A 19,899-nucleotide genomic window follows, 5' to 3' on the forward strand; every position below is an offset into this window, starting at 1 on the left:
AAATTCGGGGAGTCTGCTGTGGTGCGGACGATTTTTGGTTTGGCGAAGAAGTCTTCTGTTCTGGTGCTGCTTGCCGGACTGGCGGCATGTCAGGCAGCTGACGGTACCACCCAGGCTCCGGATGTGGCTCTGGTCAATTCGGTCATGAAAGGGCTTGGAGCCGTTGATCCGAATGAAAAACCGATCGACTACAAGCCGAGAGCCCCATTGGCGATGCCATCCGAGCCCGCCAATCTTCCTGAACCGGAAACCAACGTGGCCGGCGTGAACGATGCAAACTGGCCCAAGCAGCAAGACAACGAACAGCTCACAGAGTTGAAGGACCTTTACGCCGGGTCAAGCCGTATGCAGCGTGAGCCGCTGACCCCGGAACAGATGCGCGGCTTTACCGTGACCGGCGTCACAGGCCAGAATCGTGATCTTGCTGCTGAACGGCGCGAAAACGAGATAACGGAAGGCGAGAAGCTTACCCGTCAGGAACAACGCGACGAATGGGAACGCCTGCAGAAGCTTAAGGCGCAGCAGGCTGGCCTCGACAAGAACGGGCTTGCGACCCGTCGTTACCTGACCGAGCCGCCGACAGACTACTCAACGCCGTCTCCTGACGCCCCAATGCCGGACGTCGTGCAGAAGAACAAGCGGAAGCCGACCAACTTCGACAAATACGATTCCGCACCGATCGATCCTCGGTGCCTGGAAGGGGACTCAAGTTACTGTAACTAGAACACGTTACGGTTAAGTACCCACAGTTCATGCAGCCGTAAGGCCTTGATGACGAAAAAGTAACGGGACCTTCGGGACCTCCTTCCTATATGGATGGAGACGTCCGAAGGTCTTTTTGCGTCTGAAGGCCCTAAAAAACACGGAGTTGCACGTGAACCCCATCGAGATTCAGCGTCCGGATTTTTTACTTTTCGCCTTAAACGATCACTCAAATTGCTGCTTTTGCCAGCAGTGCTCCTCAGTACGGCTGCCGTTTTGCCGGTTACCGGCGCGCGCGCAAATCCAAGCGCGGCTGAAAGCATGGTGATTGCGCCCAATCTGGAAAGCTTCACTCTGGAGAACGGTCTCCAGGTCGTCGTCATACCGGATCGGCGCGCACCGGTTGTCACACACATGATCTGGTACAAGGTCGGGTCGGCGGATGAGCCGGAAGGACAATCCGGTGTTGCCCATTTCCTTGAGCATCTCATGTTCAAGGGTACGAAAAACAACCCCGACGGCGCTTTTTCAAAAATGATCGCGGAACGCGGCGGACAGGAAAACGCCTTTACCAGCACAGATTATACGGCCTATTTCCAGAGGGTTGCCAAGGAGCATCTCCCACTGATGATGGCTCTTGAAGCGGACAGAATGGAAAATCTGGTGCTGTCGGACGAGGTGGTGACTCCTGAACGCAAAGTGGTGCTGGAAGAACGACGACAGCGCGTCGACAGCGAACCTGGATCGCGCCTTCGCGAAGCCCTGAATGCAATAACTTTCGTCAACCACCCATACGGTTCACCGGTCATCGGTTGGCAGAGTGAGATTGAAGCCCTCAACAAAGAGGCGGCAATCGCTTTCTACGACCGGTTCTATACGCCAAACAACGCAGTTGTCGTGATCGCCGGTGACATTACCGTTGAAGATGTGCGCAAGCTTGCTGACGAGACCTATGGCAAGATTGCCAGGCGCGCGGAACCTGGAGAACGTGTGCGTCCCAAGGAGCCGCCGCTGTCAGGAGAACGCCGGATTGCGGTTTCGGATCCACGTGTGCGTCAGGAATCGATTTCGCAGACCTGGGTCGTGCCAAGCCAGTCGACAGGCGAAGGCCGTATACCGGAAGCTTTGGACATTCTAGCCTATGTTCTCGGTCAGGGACCTTCCAGCCGATTGTACAAATCGCTGGTTCTGGATCAGGAAGTCGCGATTAGCGCAGGTGCGTATTATCAAAGCAGTGCTCTCGATGACGGACGCTTCGGCTTCTTCGCGTCCCCCCGCCCCGGCCACACGCTGGAGGAAATGGAGCAGCTGATTGCGTTGGAACTGCAAAAGCTTCTGGCTGCCGGAGTTACCGAAGAAGAAATTGATCGTGCCAAAAACAGCATGATTGCGAGCGCTATCTATGCCCAGGACAGCCAATCCGGGCTGGCTCGCCTCTTCGGCAGCGCGCTGACCACCGGCCTGACCATCAAAGATGTTCAGACATGGCCGTCACAAGTCAGGGCCGTCACCATTGATGATGTGCTGGAAGTTGCTCGCACCTACCTCAAGAGCACACCGGTTGTTGGAGAACTGCGCATCGAGACGCCAACAGAACCCGCAGCAGCCCTCAGCGACGACGAACTACTCAAGGACAAGTCCTGAACCATGATGCAGAACACAATCTCAAAGGGCGTGTTGCCCACCATCGCCTTTGCATTCGTGACACTTCTTGCCCTTGTCCGGTTTGCAGAAGCTGTCGAAATTCAACGGGTGACCAGCCCGCAAGGCATTGAAGCCTGGCTGGTCGAGGATCACACGGTCCCGATCGTTGCCGTCAACTTTTCCTTTGACGGTGGATCGTCGCAAGATCCGGACGGCAAGGAAGGCCTGACCCGGCTCTTGGCTGCGACCCTGGATGAAGGCGCTGGCGACCTCTCATCGGAAGACTTTCAGGCAAAACTTGAGGAGCTGGCCATCAGCATCGGCTTCAGCACCGGCAAGGACCGGTTTTACGGGAGCCTCAGAACTCTGACCTCGACACTTCCAGAAGCAGGCGATCTCCTTGCACTGGCCGTCAATGCGCCCCGTTTTGATGAAGCGCCGATCGAACGGATGAAGACCCGGCTGCAAACACGGGCAAGGCGCAGCGAAACCGATCCAGACGCGATTGCAGGCAGATCTCTCGTAGCAGCCATGTTTGGTGACCATACCTATGCGCGGCCAACGCTCGGCACTACGGCAACCATCGGTGCGCTGAACGCGAACGATCTGTCCGGCCAGCACCGGAAACTTCTTGCAAAACAAGGCCTGACAATCGGTGTAGTCGGCGCGATTAGTGCGGAAACGCTGGAGCCGTTGCTGGACAAGGTGTTTGCCGGATTACCGGAGAGCGGAGATTTGAAAACCGTTGCCGAACTGACACCGACAGCAGGCGACGAGATCTCCGAAGAACTGGCCGTGCCTCAGACGACCATTCTGGTCGCCCTGCCCGGTCTGAAACGGGATGATCCGGACTATCAGGCCGCCTATGTCATGAACCACATTCTGGGCGGTGGCACATTCACCTCCTGGATGTATCAGGAAGTGCGCGAGAAGCGTGGCCTTTCCTATGGTGCCAACACTTCCCTCTCGCCCTACCGTCATTCCGGCCTGCTGATCGGTTCCGCTGCGACCAAGGCAGAACGGGCCGGTGAAACGGTGAGTGTCATGCTCGACCAATTCCGCCGCATGGCCGACGAGGGTCCGACGGATGATGAACTTCGTCGCGCAAAACAGTTCATTACCGGTTCCTATGCGTTGCGCTTCGACAGTTCCGGCAAGATTGCACGGCAGTTAGTCGCTTTGCAGAACGCTGAATTGGGCATTGATTACTTCGATCGCCGGAACAGCGAAATCGATGCAGTCACGCTTGAAGACGTTCGCAGAGTTGCAAAACGGTTGCTTGCAGAAAAAGCACCGACCGTTGTCACCGTGGGTCCTAAACAGGGCTGAAAATATAAACGGCAGTGGGGTCAGCCCGCTGCCGATTTTCTCGGACCTGGAGCGGGTGCTCCTTGCAGAACCTCAGCGCGTACGGGACGAGGCGGCGAGAACAGATTGCCCTGGGCCAGTTTGACGTCGAAATCGAGCAACTCGAGAACCTGGCTCTCCGTTTCAACGTGGTCGGTAATCAACTGCATACCGTAGCGATGCAGCAAATCTCCGAAATCGGATGGGTGTATGTGACCGTGAATTGCTTCACGCCGCCCGATCAAATAATCAGCATTCAGCTTACCGTATTTGAACCCGCGCCCTGCCAGTGAATTGAAATCCATCTTCATGTCGGAGATCCGGTCGATGGAAAAACGGAAACCTGCTTCGAAGAGCGCACTCAGGCTTTCCAGTTCACTTGGGCCCATGACGGCAACGTCCGGCTGTGCGAATTCAAACACCAGGACATCTGCAAGGTCCTGATTGGCCTTCACAAACTCAAGGAACCCTGGAAAGAACGTTTCGTCGACAAGCGACAGCGAGGAGATGTTGCAGAAGAGGATAGCGTTCCTGTTGCGTGAGATCAGGCGTCGAATGACCTGCACGGAGCGGAAGAGTAGAAGATTGTCTATGCGCGCGATCTGGCCGGACTGAACGGCCTCCGGCAGGAACACTGCCGCCTCGATGGTGTTGCCGTCCACATCGCGAAGTCGGGTAAATGCTTCATAGAACTTTACCTGGCGCTGCGGCAGCGACACGATTGGCTGCAGATGCAACTCCACGCGGTTTGCATTCAAAGCCGAGGCGATCAACTCACGCATTACCATATTTGGCTGGTAGGCTGGTTGTTCCGGCGGCAGGCCGCTTGGTTCACCTGGAAGACCAGCTTCGGCCGGATAACCTCCATCGGGACCCATTTGCGGTTGCCCAAGGTGTGAGGGCACATCACCGGAATTCGGCGCTTGAACACCATAGTTCCGGTCATGCTCAGACGCATCGCCATGCATCGGTGCATAGGCATGCGCTGGAGCTGTTGCATATGGTGCCGTAGGCTCAGGTCTGGGCGCATGCGCACCAGGCTGCTGCAATCGAGGCTGGCTCGGTGACATTTGATAAGGCGGCGGCACCTCTCCGCCAGGGCTACGCTGTGGCGGCTGTGATTGCGGATAGCGCGGCAGCTGCTGCATGGATGGCGGCGGTGCCAAGGATTGCTGATCCTCTACTCTGGTCTCCAGATCAGCCATCGCTTCGGCCATCTGCTTCACCAGAGTTCCAAGAACTTCAACCTCAGCGAAAAGCGGATCGATCTCTGCTCGCGTCCGGCGCGGCACCGTCTGCTCCATGCCCGTCAGACGGCCTTCCAGATTGCCCACATCCTCATCGATATCGGACATGCGCTCTTCAAGGCGATCAACAGCTTCGCTGACAGCACCGCGATCGCGGGCGCGCCCGATCAGCAGGTGGATCAGGATCATTGTGCACATCAGCGCAAGGGAAAGAGACACAGCCTCCCCGAAAGGCCTGCCAAACTGGAAGATCAGCACGGTCGCAGAGGACAATGCGATCACGGCCATGCATACTGCAACAAATATGGTCCCTGTCCGACCCATGGCGTACGAATGTTCCGATCCGAATCAAGAGTTACTTGTTAATCATGCCTTAAGAAACAGCCGACACCGAATCCGCAACCCGCTTTCTGACGTAGAATCCGTAACTTGTCCCCGACTATGCGCTGCGTGATTTGAAAACTGGCGGGCAATTTGTCGCCAGGCGCTCCAAACCGATGAAAACCATTTAACCGGGCAAGGGTTTGCCGCCCAGCATGCAAAGCGCCTTTGGTCTTTCCATTTCTCCAGGCTTCCGTTAGAGTTAACTTGGGTAAAATTTGGTGTCGCGGCGTTTGATATAGTGCATTTGAAGAGAGGGCTGGCATGCGTGCTTCCGGGCAAACATCCAGGCGTCCTTTGCCGCATGCCGTTCGAGCTCCAGACAGAGGCCCCGGCGCTATTGCGGCCAAAGAAGCAGATCGCCCACCACAGCGCAGCCAGCAATCGGCTTTGCGCAACGAAGCAAGCGGACCGGGTTGTCATTCTGACGATCAAATTGAAAAAGCACTCGTCAAAGCACTCAAGAGCCCGGAATTTCAATCCGCACCACAGTTGAGGTCCTTTCTTGGCTTTGTGGTCCGCGCCACGCTCAATGACCAGCGGGAAAAAATCAAAGGCTATACTATTGCTGTCGAGGCACTCGGCCGGCCCGAAGACTTCAATCCGGTTACCGATCCGATTGTGCGCGTTGAGGCTGCCAGACTGCGGCGACGCCTCGAAAAATACTATGAAGGTTCCGGCTCAACCGACCCGGTCCGGATTACCATCCCAAAGGGCAGTTATACGCCGCAGTTTTCCGAACCGGCTGACAAAAACAAGGCGGGATCAGGGGGTGTTCGCACGCTCACTATCCAGTTCGACAATTTGGGAACCGATGCTTCGAACTCCCTTGAAACAGAGATAAGACGTCAGGACCTGGTCGAGCCTGCCTCAGGCGCAAATACGGGCCCGTCTGCGGGCCAATCAGGGGTATTGAGTGAATTGGAGGACTCCTACCGGCAACTCCTTCATAGCCATGTTCCCTTTCACATGGTGATGGTGATCGGCATTGCCTGTTTTTTGGTTGGTGTCCTGGCCGCAACCCTTTGACGTAGCGTTTTCCTTCGCAATCGTTGCCATTCAGTCCGCGCGTTAGCGCATTAAATGACCCATTTCGCCGTGAAACTGCAAAATGCGTCATCTGACAACGCTTTGTTTACCCTGTTCGGAGAATTATCAGGTTGACGAATCTTTCGATATTCGAAAGTGCCGGATCGAGCGATGGGAGTTGCCCAGTAATGGGGAGTAACGAGGGCACTGAGTTGCCTGTAATTGTACGTGTCCTGGACGCATCAGCTTCGGAAGCTGGCCGAACGGCAGCTGTCTGTGCCAAACTGGCTCATGCCTGCTCCGATCCTATCCTTTATACGGATTCTGCCTCCTGCCTTCAGGATCTCGCAGACAAATCAACCGACATCCTTATTATTGACCTTGAGACTATTGGCGGTGACGAAGCTCTTGAGGCTTATGCTGTTCGCTGTCCGAAGTCGGTGATCATGGCTGTCTCGGCAAAGGGGTCGGTGTCGCGCGCTGTCAGCGCAATGCGCGCGGGTGCTCATGACTTTCTGACGAAACCCTTTTCGCTCGACGCATTGGCATCGAAAGTTTCCTTCCAACTGGAACAGCGCCGCCCGGTCACTAGGACCGCACCGGCTCCGATCGAGCCGATGCCAGCCCCCGCAGTAGTTGAAAGACCTGTTCCGGTTCAACGGGTTAATGTACAAGATCTTGAAGTTACCGGCCTTTCGCGGTTGATTGGTGCTTCGGCCAAAATGCGGGATGTGCACGAACAGATAAGCCGCATGGCTCCATCCCAAGCGCCAGTGTTCATTACAGGCGAGTCCGGTACCGGCAAGGAACTTTGCGCCAACGCGGTCCACGATCTTTCAGAGCGCCAGTCGAACCGGTTCGTGACCCTGAATTGCGCAGCCATCCCACGCGATCTCATCGAAAGCGAAATCTTCGGCTACATGCGTGGAGCCTTCACCGGCGCTACCGACAATCGGGCCGGTGCAGCGGAACAAGCAGATGGCGGCACCCTGTTTCTTGATGAAATCGGCGAGATGGATCTGCTCTTGCAAAGCAAGCTGCTCCGGTTCCTGCAAACAGGCACATTCCAAAGACTGGGCGATACCCAAACCCGAAAGGTCGATGCGCGGATAATCTGCGCGACCAATCGCGATCCGGTTGCAGAGATATCAGCTGGCCGGTTCCGCGAAGACCTTTACTACAGACTTCACGTGTTGCCGATCCACTTGCCTCCCTTGCGCGAGAGACGAGACGACATCCTGCCATTGGCGGCTGCCTTTCTTGACCGGTATTCGGGTGAAGAACGGCGTTCTTTCAAAGGGTTCGACGCGGATGCGGAAGCGCGCATCGTTACCTATCCCTGGCCAGGCAATGTGCGTCAGCTGGAAAACACCATTCGGCAGATCGTCGTCATGAACGACGGTGCAGCGGTTACTTTCGATATGCTTCCGATTGTTATCCGAGACCAAAGCAGCCGTCCGAACGCCATAATTGATCTGTCCAGAGAAAGAGCACGGGTGCCGGTGCAAAGTCGGCCTTTCGGCGCAATCGAGCCGCTTTGGGCTCAGGAGCGACGGATTATCGAAGATGCTCTGGACGCCTTTGACGGTAACATCGCAATGGCCGCTGCAGCCCTTGAGATCAGCCCTTCAACTATCTACCGCAAACGTCAATCCTGGACGGCGCGTAGTCTTTAACCGTCTACATTTACCGCATTGCACACATTTTCTTGTCTATCGGGTAAAGTCAGTTTATATCGGCCACAACCCTGATAACAGACAAGACTAAAGGGCGTGTGGGAACTTATGAAAATACTGGCAGGTAGACGTGCAACCGGGCGGATCGCAGCAGCAATCCTGATTGCGACCGGGACGCTGACCGGCACATTGGCTGCGCAGGCTCAACCGGAGCAAGTCGCCAAACCTTCGCAGTCTTTTCTCCAGGCTCTCAACACATTGGATTCAGCCTGGAACGCTTCGGAGCTTGCCTTCACCGCCGTGAGCTTTTCCGAAGATGCAAGCACCGGCTACGGCAAATATACGCCGCTTGACGCGGCCAAGTTTGCAGATGGGGACACGATCAACGTTTATGCAGAGCCCGTTGGCTATGGATTTCAGGAAAGCGCCGACGGGTACGCCTACGAGCTCACCGCAAGTTACCGTCTCCTGAACCTGTCCGGACAGGTCCTTGCCGAACAAAGCAATTTCGCCTCTTTTTCCGGGAACAGCAGATCCAAGAAACGCGAGCTCTCTGCTGCGTTGAGTTTCCAGTTCAGTGGGTTGCCGGCGGGCGATTATCAACTCGAAACGAGCTTCAGCGACGAATTCGGTGGGAAGAAGGCTGCCTTTAACCTGCCTTTCACGGTCGTCGAGGCCAATTGACCGCTGAAAACTGCGGGCCCAGGTCAGTCTGCGGCCCGCTTTTTGAGGCTTGAGATGCCATTGCCTGGGCATGCCTTCAACCGCAAGGGCGGTCTGCCACTCAAGAGCGCACGATTTATCATCACAAAGCATTGACAAGACGGCCTTCGGTACATAAATCGTGGGCGCGTTAGCACTCGCCTTCGAGGAGTGCTAATAGCCTCATGAAGGGAAGGCCCTTCATGCGAAATCAACCTAGAAATCATGTCTCGCGCGCTGCCAATTGCGTGGGGCGCGCTCATGAGAGGAAACTAGTCTTATGGCATTTCGTCCACTTCACGACCGTGTCGTTGTTCGCCGCGTAGACTCTGAAGAGAAAACCGCTGGCGGCATCATCATTCCGGATACCGCAAAAGAAAAGCCGCAGGAAGGCGAGATCATCGCCGTCGGCACAGGCGCTCGCAAAGACAATGGCGAGATCGTTGCTCTTGACGTCAAAGCTGGCGACCGTGTTCTTTTCGGCAAGTGGTCCGGCACCGAAGTCAAAATCGACGGTGAAGACCTCCTGATCATGAAGGAATCCGACATCATGGGCGTGATCGCTTAAATCAGCGAACCGCTTTTTGATCTCATCATCATTCCAATTTAAGTGAGACGACCACATGTCTGCTAAAGAAGTAAAATTCTCCTCCGACGCCCGTGAGCGCATGCTCAAAGGCGTGGACACCCTGGCAAACGCCGTAAAGGTGACCCTTGGCCCGAAAGGCCGTAACGTTGTTCTCGACAAAGCCTTCGGCGCACCGCGTATCACCAAGGATGGTGTTTCCGTTGCCAAGGAAATCGAACTGGAAGACAAGTTCGAAAACATGGGCGCACAGATGGTGCGTGAAGTCGCTTCCAAAACCAACGACATCGCTGGTGACGGCACCACGACTGCGACGGTTCTGGCACAGTCCATCGTCAAGGAAGGCGCCAAGGCTGTTGCTGCCGGCATGAACCCGATGGATCTTAAGCGCGGTGTTGATCTTGCTGCTGCTGAAGCTGTCAAGTCGCTGGAAGCTGCTTCCAAGACCATCACCACGTCTGAAGAAGTTGCCCAGGTTGGCACCATCTCCGCAAACGGCGACGAGCAAGTCGGTCAGGACATTGCAGAAGCAATGCAGAAAGTTGGCAACGAGGGTGTCATTACCGTCGAAGAAGCCAAGTCTCTGGAAACCGAGCTGGAAGTCGTTGAAGGCATGCAGTTCGACCGCGGATACCTGTCTCCGTACTTCGTCACCAATGCTGACAAAATGCTGGCCGACCTCGAAAAGCCGTATATCCTGCTGCACGAGAAGAAACTCTCCAACCTGCAGGCAATGCTGCCGATCCTGGAATCTGTTGTTCAGTCTTCCCGTCCGCTCATCATCATTGCTGAAGATGTAGAAGGCGAAGCTCTGGCAACGCTCGTTGTCAACAAGCTGCGTGGCGGCCTCAAAATCGCTGCTGTAAAGGCTCCGGGCTTCGGCGACCGCCGCAAGGCCATGCTGGAAGACATCGCGATCCTGACAGGTGGTACCGTGATCTCTGAAGATCTCGGCATCAAGCTGGAAAACGTGACCCTCGACATGCTTGGCACTGCCGAGAAAGTGTCCATCACCAAGGAGACCACCACCATCGTTGACGGTGCAGGTTCCAAGGAAGACATTGATGGCCGCGTTGGTCAGATCAAGGCACAGATCGAAGAAACCACTTCCGATTACGACCGTGAGAAGCTTCAGGAACGCCTTGCCAAGCTTGCCGGCGGTGTTGCAGTCATCCGCGTCGGTGGTGCAACCGAAATCGAAGTGAAAGAGAAAAAAGACCGCGTCGACGATGCTCTGAACGCAACCCGCGCTGCCGTTGAAGAAGGCATCGTTCCGGGCGGCGGCGCAGCACTGCTGCGTGCCAAGAAAGCTGTCGCTGCTCTGTCTTCCGACAACTCCGACATCGAAGCCGGTATCAAGATCGTTCTGCGCGCTCTGGAATCTCCGATCCGTCAGATCGTCGAAAACGCTGGTGTCGAAGGCTCCATCGTTGTTGGCAAGATCCAGGAAAACGACGACGACACATTCGGCTTCAACGCTCAGACCGAAGAGTTCGTCAACATGATCGAAGCCGGCATCATCGACCCGACCAAGGTTGTTCGTACTGCTCTGCAGGACGCAGCTTCCGTTGCTGGCCTGCTCATCACAACCGAAGCCATGGTTGCTGAGCTGCCGAAGAAAGATGCAGCACCGGCAATGCCGGGCGGTGACATGGGCGGCATGGGCGGCATGGGCTTCTAAGCCAGTCGTTCCAGACGATCCAAGACTTAAGGGCGAGCCATTGGCTCGCCCTTTGCTTTGACCACCGCGATCTTCTAGTCTCGGTGCCAAAGTGATTGAGCCGTGGAGAGCTTGTTGAAACCCCAGCATGTGGAGTTGATCGTCACGATCGCCGAGCTTGGCAGCCTAGGGGCAGCTGCTGCCCGCATGAACAAGACCCAGCCAGCGATTACCAAGGCATTGAAAGCCGCAGAGACGGAGCTGGGAACACCCATTTTCTTTCGAGCGTCCTATGGGGTCGTGCCAACCCGTGAAGGACAGCTCATCGTCGATCGTTGCCGGAAGATCTTCGGCGATATCAAGAAACTTCGCGAAGAGGTTGCCCAGATCCAGGGGGACTATGTCGGAACGATCGATATCATCGTATCGCCGCTTGTTGCGCTAAAGGTTGTCCCGGCAGTCCTGCGCCGCTTTCAACACCGGTTTCCAAACGTGAAAATCGGCATCACTGGCGGTCACGCCCCTGCGGCCTTTTCTCCCCTGCGGCGCGGGGAGGCCGACTTTGTCCTGGGTCCCTCGCCATCTCCCAGCGACCTTCCAGGGCTTCAGGCAACGCAATTGTTCTCAACGCCAGTTTCGATCCTTACCGGCAGTCATTCGCGGTATCTGAGCGTGACAGATCCGCTTGATCTCAGAGACGGTCGCTGGATCATGATCGGACCGAAAGAACGCCGCCCGGTCTACTATGAGATCTTTGAAAGAAAGGGCGTGCGCCCGCCTGAACCCTTTGCCCGATCCGATTCCGTTCTAAGCATCCTTTCCATGCTCGAAGGAACCGATCTGCTATGCTCGTTTCCAAGCCTGCCGATACCAGAACTCCGTGCGAAATGGGACTTAGGGCTTGTGCCGATTGAGGAGACGTTGCCAACAGTCTCCATAGCCATCACCAGCGCAAAAGACAGAATACTCACCCCGGCCGCCTTCGCTTTCTCGGACCTCGTTCATGAGCATTGCAAAGGGTGGAGCTAGCTCATAACTAAAATTACCGAAAGAGAAAAATGGTGATTTGAAAGCTATGAGTACTTAGCCCTATCCTCTCCTATCAGGCGATCTTGGGAGGGACAGCGCTGAACATTCTCTTTGTCATGTATGACCAGTTGCGCTTTGACTACATGAGCTGCGCCGGTCATCCCGATCTTCATACTCCGAATTTCGATCGTGTTGCGGCAATGGGTGTCCGGTTCACCAACGCCTATGTGCAGTCACCGATTTGCGGTGCCAGCCGGATGAGCACCTATACCGGCCGCTATGCATCGTCACACGGCGCGCAATGGAACGGGTTTCCTCTGCGCATTGGCGAAATGACGATGGGTGACCACCTGCGCAGTCTTGGGATGGAGTGCTGGCTGATCGGCAAGACCCATATGAAAGCCGACAAGGAAGGCATGACCCGTCTCGGCCTCAGCCCGGACAGCGTCATTGGCGCACGCCAGGAAGAATGCGGCTTCGATGTCTGGGTCCGTGACGACGGCCTGTGGGGCCAAGGGCCGGATGGCTTTTATGACGAAAAACGTTCGCCCTACAACGAGTATCTGAAGTCAAAAGGTTACGACAGCGCCAACCCATGGGCAGATTTCGCCAATGCCGGGATCAGTGACGATCAGATCGCCAGCGGCTGGATGTTCGACAATGCCGACAAGGCCGCCAATATTCGCGAAGAAGACAGCGAAACGCCCTGGCTGACTTCTCAGGCAATCGAGTTCATGGAACAGGCCAAGGGAACCTGGTGTGCGCATGTCAGCTACATCAAGCCTCACTGGCCGTATATTGTACCGGCTCCCTACCACGAAATGTTTGGCAAAAATCACGTGCCTCAGGCTCGGCGCCACGCGCTTGAGCGCGAGAACGCTCATCCGGTTTATGCGGCATATATGGAAAGCAAGATATCGGAAGCGTTTCAGCAGGACGCCGTTCGCGAAAAAGTCATCCCTGCCTATATGGGGCTGATAAAACAGTGCGATGATCAGCTGGGCCGGCTGCTCGACTATCTGGAAGAGAGCGGACAGCTGAAAGACACCATGATCGTGCTCACGTCCGACCATGGCGATTATCTTGGCGATCACTGGCTGGGCGAGAAAGATCTCTTTCATGAGCAGTCGGTCAAAGTGCCGCTGATCATCCATGACCCTCGCGAAGAAGCTCAAGCAACCCGTGGGACGACATGCGATGCCCTGGTGGAAGCCATAGACCTCTTGCCAACTTTTGTCCAAGCGGCGGGCGGTAAAGTGCCGGACCACATTCTTGAAGGTCGCAGCCTGGAACCATTCCTGCACGGGAAAGCGACCCAGACACGTGACTTCGTCATTAGCGAATTCGATTATTCACCAACGCCTCAATGTGTGAAGCTAGAGCTCGAGCCCAGAGACGCGCGCCTCTTTATGGTGTTCGATGGCCGCTACAAACTCATGCACGCAGAAGGCGGTTTTCGCCCGATGCTGTTTGATCTTGCGTCCGACCCTGAGGAATTTGTCGATCTCGCGAAAGACAATGAACACGCCGTGGAAATCGATCGTCTCTATGGCTACCTTGCCCAGTGGGGCCGGAGGCTAGCTCAGCGAGTTACCAAATCCGAAGACGACATCAAGGCCATGCGTGGCCGCTCGCGGCGAAAGGGAATTCTTCCATTTCTAAAGGATGGCACCGAAGTTCCGGCCGAGTTGACGCAGGCCTATCGCGGTCCTGTCCTTCAAAATCATCTCAATGAGCGCAAGGAAGCGGGAGAGTGAGATGAGTGCAGTCCAGGCCGACAGCATAGACGCCAAGGCCCTTCCTTCCGGCCGTCTCGCGACTGGCCTGTCGGAAACACTCGCATTCTGTTTTGCGATGGTGATTTTGATCTACGCGGCTTCGGGTCCGATCTCCGAGTTTGTCCGGTGGATCATAGAAGTGACTACGCCCGGGTTCGATGAACTCTCCAGACGCGACAAGCGATTGCTTTATCGCGAGCATTGGCTTGGCGGCGGTTATCGAAGTTTTGAACGCACCTTCCTCTTGCCCACCGGCCTGATACTGGGCCTCCCGATCCTGTTTGCCTTTGCGATTTCACTTCTCACGCTTCACGGCAACCGCACTTTGCAGTGGCTGAACTGGGCGCTGACACTGTTGGCCGTTGCCGCCTTTTCAGCTTGGATCGTCAAGATCTTTGCGACTGATGGCGGCGCGCTTCCTTCCGCGCAACCAATCGACTACGTGATGTTCCCGCTCGCGACGATGATCACGCTCTATCTGACATGGCGCATGTTCGGCGGGTTCATCGTGGCGTTTTGCGCCTTCTGGATCGTGTATTTCTTTATGCGGGGCGATTTGCCCGGCTGGACCGGGATCCTTGCCGGATCTGATGCAACCTTTGGTCAAAATCTGCGCTCAATGGTGCAAAACTTCTGGGCTCAGACAGGCGGCATGTTCGGCCAGCCACTTCAGGTCGTCTCAGGAAACGTTCTTGTTTACATCGTGTTCGGCGCCGTGATGATGGCCTCGGGCGCCGGCGATTTGCTTTTGAAGATAGCCAATCGCCTGACCGGCGGTTTTGTTGGTGGTGCCGCACATGCTGCGGTGGCCAGTTCCGCGCTGTTCGGAACGCTTTCCGGCGCTGCAATTTCAAATGTCGTCTCCACTGGCGTGATGACAATCCCCGTTATCAAGAAATCGGGTTTCCGGCCTGCCTTTGCCGGCGCCGTGGAAGCAGCCGCGTCCACAGGTGGGCAGGTGATGCCACCGGTCATGGGCGTTGTCGCGTTTTTCGTCGCCGGCCAAATCGGTCTCGAATATCGCTACATAGTGGTCGCGGCGATCCTGCCGGCGATCTTCTATTACCTCGGCACCTTCTTGACCATCTACTTCGAGGCCCGAAAACAGGGGATCGGAACACTCAGAGCCGAAGACCGGCCTTCGCTAAATCGCATGGAACTATTCCAGTGTCTGGTGTTTATCATTCCGCTTAGTGTTCTGACTTACTTCCTTTTCGTCCAGCCATCCGTACCCAAAGCAGGTTTCTACGGTCTGGCTGCAGCCCTTGGGACGGCACTGGTTCTCTTTCCCGCGTTCCGGTCCGTAAGAAGCCTCTGGTCTGCATTCGTCAGCGCGGGACGCATGTCTGCCGCCATCGTTGTCATCGTAACCGCCATCGGCCTCATCGTTGGGCTGATCCAGGTGTCAGGCTTTTCAGGCAGACTTGCTCTGTTGCTGACCCAAATGGCAAGCGGGCCGCTACCGGTTGTCTTGCTGGTCGTTGCGCTCGGCTCCATCGTTCTTGGAATGGGCCTGCCGCCGGGCGCGACTTACTTCATCATAGTGATTGCGCTCAGCTCCGGCATTGAAGCAATCGGCATTCCACCGCTCACACTGCATCTGTTCGTGGTTTTCTTTGCCGTCATGTCGACAGTGACACCACCGGTTGCGCTGGCTGCATTTGCCGCGGCCCCCATTGCGGGCGCAGATCCCGTGCGGACAGGGTTTGAGGCGGCGCGCATCGGGATCGCCGGATTTCTGATCCCGTTTGTCTTCGTCTATCACCCTGCTGTTCTCTACAAGCTGCAGTTCCTCTTTGTCTGGTTCGGAGAAGACCTTCCGACCAGCCGCGCCATGCTTGATGTTGCAACGGTCGGATGGTCCGAATTCGCTTGGATCATTGTCGCCTTCATGCTCGCCATGTGGATGCTCGCATCCGCATTGACGGGATTTGACCGCGCGCGCCTCAGCCCGCTCGAAAGATTGGTGAGGACCGCACTCGGTCTGCTTACGCTCGTTCCGAGCCTGTTGGTGGCCGGTTTGGCAACTGTCGCCGGCATCGCACTGCTCGCCCGGCATTTTCATCTGTCACGGCATTCAACACCAAACGCACCAAAGGAATTTGCATGACCAAGGGAGGAAACCTCATGCGCCGACTAAGTCTTGCGACTGTTCTTGCCACAACCCTTATTGCTTCATCCAGCTGGGCGGAGGACGTCACGTTAAAAATGGCCACGATCGCACCGAGCCTCGGCCAAGCGATCACGATGGCTACCTTTGCCAACATCGTGACCGAGAATTTGGATGACGTCACGATTGAGGTTGCTGGTGGCGGTGCTGCGACCGTCCATATGCTGGAAGTAGCCAAAGGCAACCTCGATATGTCGATGGGCTCTCCAACGATCCACTCGCTGCTCAGCAACAAGAGGGCGATGTACAAGGACGTGGAAAACCACGAGGAGCTGGCCGGTAACATCAGCCAGCTCATGGCCTTTCCATGGGGAGCTTATCACTTTGCCGTACGCCCCGACAGCGGGATCGAATATCTCGATGACATTGAGGGGACAACCGTGTTTCTGGGCCCGCAAGGAGGTGGAGCCTACAACGCCGCCAAAGGCTGGATCCAGTCCACAACAGGCCTCGTTGCGGGTGAAGACTATGATGCAATCAAGGCAAACTGGAAAACAGGCTTTCAGGCCTTTCTAGATGGCAAGATCGACATGTATGTCAATGGCTGCATTGACCCCTGTCAGCAATTCATACAATTCACTGAGACCGAAAAAGTGCGATTCATCGGGCCGGAAGACGATAGCGGTGAAGCGGTTGACAAGTTTCTCGGCAAGTTCCGCCATCGCACAGAGGTTCCAGCAGGCCTTTACGCAAATCAGGTCAACGAAGGTCCCGTCAAATCCAACGACACCGGTGTCAGCATTGCCGTTCGCACGGATCTAGACGAAGAGCTGGTCTACAACATGACCAAGGCATTCTGGGAGAATGTCGACAGTATCGCATCCGATGCGCCTTGGGCAAAAGCGCTGACGCCCGAATATGCCGCAAAGGCAGAGGGCACAATCAAGCTGCACCCAGGCGCAGAGCGCTATTACAAGGAAATCGGCGCGCTGTAATCTGTACTTTCCGAAGACTTTCGCCGGCGTCAATCTTGCAAAGCTTGACGCCGGCGAACTTAGTCAGGTTGTGAAACAGGCTTTCCGGGTCTCTTCGGCAGGGTCAGTTCGGAAGCACGGCGATCCGCCTCTGCTTCAGGAATTCAATGGTGGGCAGGTCCGTTGCCAGGGAAATCGCCTTTTCATAGCAGGCAACAGCCTCGTTGTTTCGCCCCGATCTGGCGTACAAATCGGCTCTAACGGCCCAGAATGGCTGGAATGCCGGTCCGACGGTTTCCTCAATCGCCTCGATGGCCGCAAGCCCTGCTTCGGCACCATGCAGTCGGCCGGTAATCGCAGCTTGTGCAACAAGTCCGCCAGCCGTTGGCACTTTGGTCAGATAGGCATGATAGAGCTTGTTGAGCGCTTCCCAGTCCGTTTCACCGCTTTGTTTTCTTTCAATGTGAACGGCTTCGATTGCAGCCTCAATCTGAAACCGGCCAACCTCATCCAGACGATAAGCGCGCGACAACTGCCGCTTGCCATAGTTGATCAACCCGTCATTCCAAAGGTAGGTGTTCTGTTCATCCGTCGGCACCAAAATGCCTTCGACAATGCGCGCATTTACCCGGGCATGACTGAAGGCGATCAGCGCGGAAAGGCCAAGAACTTCTGCGCTGTCCGGCAGCAACTTGCACAACAGATCCGAAAGGTAGAGTGCTTCCTCACCGAGGGTGTCTGCCGGATCGAGCCAATCATGAGCATGCAGACCGTAAATCGCTTCAAGAACAGAAGTGCTCCGCTCAGGCAAAACCTCCCGATCCGGGATTTTGAACGGAATGCCTGCGTCCCGGATTTTTGTCTTGGCACGAACAAGCCGCTTTGAAAGTGCGGCTGGGGACATCAGATAGAGGCGCGCAATATGCTTGGCATCAAGTCCAAGGACGGTTTGAAGCATCAAGGGTGTATGCAGGTCTGCAGCGATGGCGGGATGCGCACAGACCATCATGAGAGCCAGGCGCTGATCCGGAAATTCACGACCTGAACTTTCTTCTTCGGGCATGTCGGGCAGCTCGTGTTCGGTTGGAAATCGTGTCTGGCGCCTTTGCACGTCCGTCAAGCGGTTGCGCGCGACCGTCAAAAGCCACGCGTCCGGATTGCGGGGCACTCCGTTTTCAGGCCAATGATCAAGCGCTTTGGCAAATGCATCCGCCAAAGCGTCTTCTGCCTGCGCAATATCACTCGTGCGCACTGACAGAAAGGCGAGCAGACGGCCATAAGAAGCCCGCGCCGCCATTTCGGCTGCGCAGGCCGCATTGCTCAATTGCCGCCCATCGCGGATGCCCGGATTTCCACCTTGCCGGTTTTGGCAGCCGGACATTTTTCGGCCCAAACCATTGCCGCATCCAGATCCGGAACATCTACGACGAAATATCCACCAAGTGTTTCCTTGGTGTCAGCAAAGGGACCATCCTGAATTTCCTTCGCTCCCGCCTTCAGCGATAGGGTCGTCGCAGTCTGCACCGGCTGCAGCCAATCGGTATCAACAAAGACACCAGCTTCCTGCAATGCGCCGATATAGGCCCCATAAACTTCCTTTTCAGCTTCCCAGTCTTCAGCAGTCATATGTGCAAGGTCGACCGGGTCCGTATAAAGCAAGAATGTGTAACGCATTTTTGTTTCCTCAAATTTTCAAGCTGATGATCACGCAGCGGATGCCAGGTTGTCGAGACCCTGTTCAAAGGTCTTGCCGACCATGCCGTCCATAAAGAGCCCAAAGACCCGGAAGACCGGATTGTAGCCAAGGTCCATATCCATGCGCCACGTGACGAGCGTTCCGCCGGGTGCTCCCACAGCCGAGATCTCCTGGACCGGTTTGCCCATCGCGCCAAGATCTATGTCGTACCGCACGGCATCTTGGGTCACGGCAGCTACGGTCTGAGTGCCCTTTCCGTCCTTGCCATTGAACCGGAAACCCGAGCCGACACCACTTTCTGGTCCGAAGGCGGTGATTTTCAGGTTGGCATCGGCGGTCAGATACGGATTGAATTTCTGATATCCGGTATTGGAAGCCGCCAGGGACAAGACTGTTGCCGGGCTAGTTGCCATCACGGCCTGGCGTTCAACATGTATCTGTCTTGGCAGCAGCAGAGTTCCAGCAGCAATCAATGTCAGTGCACCGACACCGCCGGCCACAAAAGTCCAAATCGTCATGATGTCCTCTCAGTCTTTTCTTGAAAGCACCTTTGCTTTCACTGACATGACGAACCGCCTGGCTTGCGATGGACATTCCTCAATTTTTTTGCCGGACACGAATACCTCGGGCCTCGCGTGACCAATTACCGATCAACACTCTTGCAACTATCTCTTTGATTCAAAATAGTATTTTCATCCCGTCAGGTGTTTCAATCTCTGCACGGTATTTTACGTGTTTCCCAATCTGTACCGTGGGCGATGAGACGATGTTCAGCATTTCATAGAGCATCTCAAGATTTCCAGGGTCGGGGTGCCGCACGGAAAATGATAGAAGCCGGGCTCCCATATCGGGTATCTCTGCCATTGAAGTCGGATCATCGCGGTGATCGATCAAGGATGGCAGTGCGCCTTCATGCGGCAAGGCTCCATCTTGGGGAATTGAAAATGCAAATTCGGGTTCAATGAAGGGAAGAGCAACTTCGTCTCCAAATAGTCTTCCATATTGTGAAAGAACAGCGCCTATATCTTTGGTGCTGGCGACCCAACCTCTGAGGCGGCGGCCTTCGTCCCAGTTCTTCCTGACGTTTTCATTATCATCCAGTCCGAACCATCGGGACCTGTGCGGTTGGCGTCCATCGGGATCAACCGCGATGATTTCCAGATAGACGCGATCTCCGAGCTGCAGCCTATGATTATGAGTGCCCATATACTCATGCCGTGTGCCGAATGGCACGTCCAGGTCAAGACAGTCCCGGACATGCGCGACGCCTTCCGCCAGCGTCGGAGCGATGACGGTTAGATGGTCGAGCTTCAGCATGCAGCGGATCCTTCTGCGGAT

Annotated in this window: 17 protein-coding genes; 12 read left to right on the plus strand and 5 right to left on the minus strand. The window is 55.7% G+C overall.

The features are described 5' to 3' along the window. Positions 1-21 precede the first annotated feature (21 nt). From ACZ1HV_RS09715 to ACZ1HV_RS09725, 3 genes are all read left to right on the plus strand, one after another. Positions 22-723: a hypothetical protein gene (locus ACZ1HV_RS09715; protein ID WP_298958702.1), complete on the plus strand. Its 702-nt coding sequence runs from the start codon at positions 22-24 to the stop codon at positions 721-723. Positions 724-1,023: 300 nt separating this feature from the next. Next, entirely contained in the window at positions 1,024-2,346 is a 1,323-nt protein-coding gene (locus ACZ1HV_RS09720; protein WP_472718424.1) for a M16 family metallopeptidase, read from the plus strand. 3 nt (positions 2,347-2,349) lie between these two features. Continuing rightward, the gene (locus ACZ1HV_RS09725; RefSeq protein WP_472717950.1) at positions 2,350-3,675 is read left to right on the plus strand and encodes a M16 family metallopeptidase; all 1,326 of its coding nucleotides are present in this window, start codon (positions 2,350-2,352) and stop codon (positions 3,673-3,675) included. A gap of 20 nt (positions 3,676-3,695) precedes the next feature. Here ACZ1HV_RS09725 and ACZ1HV_RS09730 read toward each other — a convergent pair whose 3' ends face one another. After that, positions 3,696-5,228, minus strand: coding sequence for an EAL domain-containing protein (locus ACZ1HV_RS09730; protein ID WP_472717951.1), 1,533 nt, complete (start codon positions 5,226-5,228; stop codon positions 3,696-3,698). 357 nt (positions 5,229-5,585) lie between these two features. On the opposite strand from ACZ1HV_RS09730, the gene ACZ1HV_RS09735 reads away from it, so the two are divergent. From ACZ1HV_RS09735 to ACZ1HV_RS09775, 9 genes are all read left to right on the plus strand, one after another. After that, positions 5,586-6,350 carry a hypothetical protein gene (locus ACZ1HV_RS09735; RefSeq protein WP_298813992.1) on the plus strand — a complete coding sequence of 255 codons (765 nt, stop codon included), beginning with the start codon at positions 5,586-5,588 and terminating at the stop codon, positions 6,348-6,350. 188 nt (positions 6,351-6,538) lie between these two features. Beyond that, on the plus strand, positions 6,539-8,026 hold the full coding sequence (locus ACZ1HV_RS09740; protein WP_472717952.1) for a sigma-54-dependent transcriptional regulator: 1,488 nt from the start codon (positions 6,539-6,541) through the stop codon (positions 8,024-8,026). A gap of 108 nt (positions 8,027-8,134) precedes the next feature. Next, complete coding sequence (locus ACZ1HV_RS09745) at positions 8,135-8,710, plus strand: hypothetical protein (RefSeq protein WP_472717953.1); 576 nt, start codon at positions 8,135-8,137, stop codon at positions 8,708-8,710. Between the two features lie 298 nt (positions 8,711-9,008). Then, the gene (gene groES / locus ACZ1HV_RS09750) at positions 9,009-9,296 is read left to right on the plus strand and encodes a co-chaperone GroES (RefSeq protein WP_094074079.1); all 288 of its coding nucleotides are present in this window, start codon (positions 9,009-9,011) and stop codon (positions 9,294-9,296) included. Positions 9,297-9,351: 55 nt separating this feature from the next. Further along, the gene (groL, locus tag ACZ1HV_RS09755; RefSeq protein WP_298814001.1) at positions 9,352-10,995 is read left to right on the plus strand and encodes a chaperonin GroEL; all 1,644 of its coding nucleotides are present in this window, start codon (positions 9,352-9,354) and stop codon (positions 10,993-10,995) included. Between the two features lie 114 nt (positions 10,996-11,109). Beyond that, entirely contained in the window at positions 11,110-12,003 is an 894-nt protein-coding gene (locus tag ACZ1HV_RS09760) for a LysR family transcriptional regulator (RefSeq protein WP_298814003.1), read from the plus strand. Between the two features lie 83 nt (positions 12,004-12,086). Further along, the gene (locus tag ACZ1HV_RS09765; RefSeq protein WP_472717954.1) at positions 12,087-13,760 is read left to right on the plus strand and encodes a sulfatase-like hydrolase/transferase; all 1,674 of its coding nucleotides are present in this window, start codon (positions 12,087-12,089) and stop codon (positions 13,758-13,760) included. Between the two features lies 1 nt (position 13,761). Further along, on the plus strand, positions 13,762-15,891 hold the full coding sequence (locus ACZ1HV_RS09770; RefSeq protein ID WP_472717955.1) for a TRAP transporter permease: 2,130 nt from the start codon (positions 13,762-13,764) through the stop codon (positions 15,889-15,891). 17 nt (positions 15,892-15,908) lie between these two features. Continuing rightward, positions 15,909-16,886 carry a TAXI family TRAP transporter solute-binding subunit gene (locus ACZ1HV_RS09775; protein ID WP_472717956.1) on the plus strand — a complete coding sequence of 326 codons (978 nt, stop codon included), beginning with the start codon at positions 15,909-15,911 and terminating at the stop codon, positions 16,884-16,886. Between the two features lie 103 nt (positions 16,887-16,989). Here ACZ1HV_RS09775 and ACZ1HV_RS09780 read toward each other — a convergent pair whose 3' ends face one another. The 4 genes from ACZ1HV_RS09780 to ACZ1HV_RS09795 form a co-directional block, all read right to left on the minus strand. Further along, positions 16,990-18,246 (minus strand): RNA polymerase sigma factor, encoded by a 1,257-nt coding sequence (locus ACZ1HV_RS09780; RefSeq protein ID WP_472717957.1) that lies wholly within the window; start codon positions 18,244-18,246, stop codon positions 16,990-16,992. After that, positions 18,186-18,539 (minus strand): YciI family protein, encoded by a 354-nt coding sequence (locus ACZ1HV_RS09785; protein ID WP_472717958.1) that lies wholly within the window; start codon positions 18,537-18,539, stop codon positions 18,186-18,188. Before ACZ1HV_RS09785 ends, ACZ1HV_RS09780 begins: the two co-directional genes overlap by 61 nt. Before the next feature lie 30 nt (positions 18,540-18,569). Then, positions 18,570-19,079 (minus strand): SRPBCC family protein, encoded by a 510-nt coding sequence (locus tag ACZ1HV_RS09790; RefSeq protein WP_472717959.1) that lies wholly within the window; start codon positions 19,077-19,079, stop codon positions 18,570-18,572. Positions 19,080-19,239: 160 nt separating this feature from the next. Continuing rightward, entirely contained in the window at positions 19,240-19,878 is a 639-nt protein-coding gene (locus ACZ1HV_RS09795; protein WP_298814017.1) for a VOC family protein, read from the minus strand. Positions 19,879-19,899 lie beyond the last annotated feature (21 nt).

Source organism: Roseibium sp. JB4-4, assembly GCF_055693425.1.

Coding starts and splice junctions, on each gene's coding strand:
- ACZ1HV_RS09725 (WP_472717950.1), top strand. CDS start 2,350: ATGATGCAGAACACAATCTCAAAGGGCGTGTTGCCCACCATCGCCTTT.
- ACZ1HV_RS09780 (WP_472717957.1), bottom strand. CDS start 18,246: ATGTCCGGCTGCCAAAACCGGCAAGGTGGAAATCCGGGCATCCGCGAT.
- ACZ1HV_RS09735 (WP_298813992.1), top strand. CDS start 5,586: ATGCGTGCTTCCGGGCAAACATCCAGGCGTCCTTTGCCGCATGCCGTT.
- ACZ1HV_RS09745 (WP_472717953.1), top strand. CDS start 8,135: ATGAAAATACTGGCAGGTAGACGTGCAACCGGGCGGATCGCAGCAGCA.
- ACZ1HV_RS09785 (WP_472717958.1), bottom strand. CDS start 18,539: ATGCGTTACACATTCTTGCTTTATACGGACCCGGTCGACCTTGCACAT.
- ACZ1HV_RS09770 (WP_472717955.1), top strand. CDS start 13,762: ATGAGTGCAGTCCAGGCCGACAGCATAGACGCCAAGGCCCTTCCTTCC.
- groL (WP_298814001.1), top strand. CDS start 9,352: ATGTCTGCTAAAGAAGTAAAATTCTCCTCCGACGCCCGTGAGCGCATG.
- ACZ1HV_RS09795 (WP_298814017.1), bottom strand. CDS start 19,878: ATGCTGAAGCTCGACCATCTAACCGTCATCGCTCCGACGCTGGCGGAA.
- ACZ1HV_RS09720 (WP_472718424.1), top strand. CDS start 1,024: ATGGTGATTGCGCCCAATCTGGAAAGCTTCACTCTGGAGAACGGTCTC.
- ACZ1HV_RS09740 (WP_472717952.1), top strand. CDS start 6,539: ATGGGGAGTAACGAGGGCACTGAGTTGCCTGTAATTGTACGTGTCCTG.
- groES (WP_094074079.1), top strand. CDS start 9,009: ATGGCATTTCGTCCACTTCACGACCGTGTCGTTGTTCGCCGCGTAGAC.
- ACZ1HV_RS09730 (WP_472717951.1), bottom strand. CDS start 5,228: ATGGCCGTGATCGCATTGTCCTCTGCGACCGTGCTGATCTTCCAGTTT.
- ACZ1HV_RS09790 (WP_472717959.1), bottom strand. CDS start 19,079: ATGACGATTTGGACTTTTGTGGCCGGCGGTGTCGGTGCACTGACATTG.
- ACZ1HV_RS09775 (WP_472717956.1), top strand. CDS start 15,909: ATGCGCCGACTAAGTCTTGCGACTGTTCTTGCCACAACCCTTATTGCT.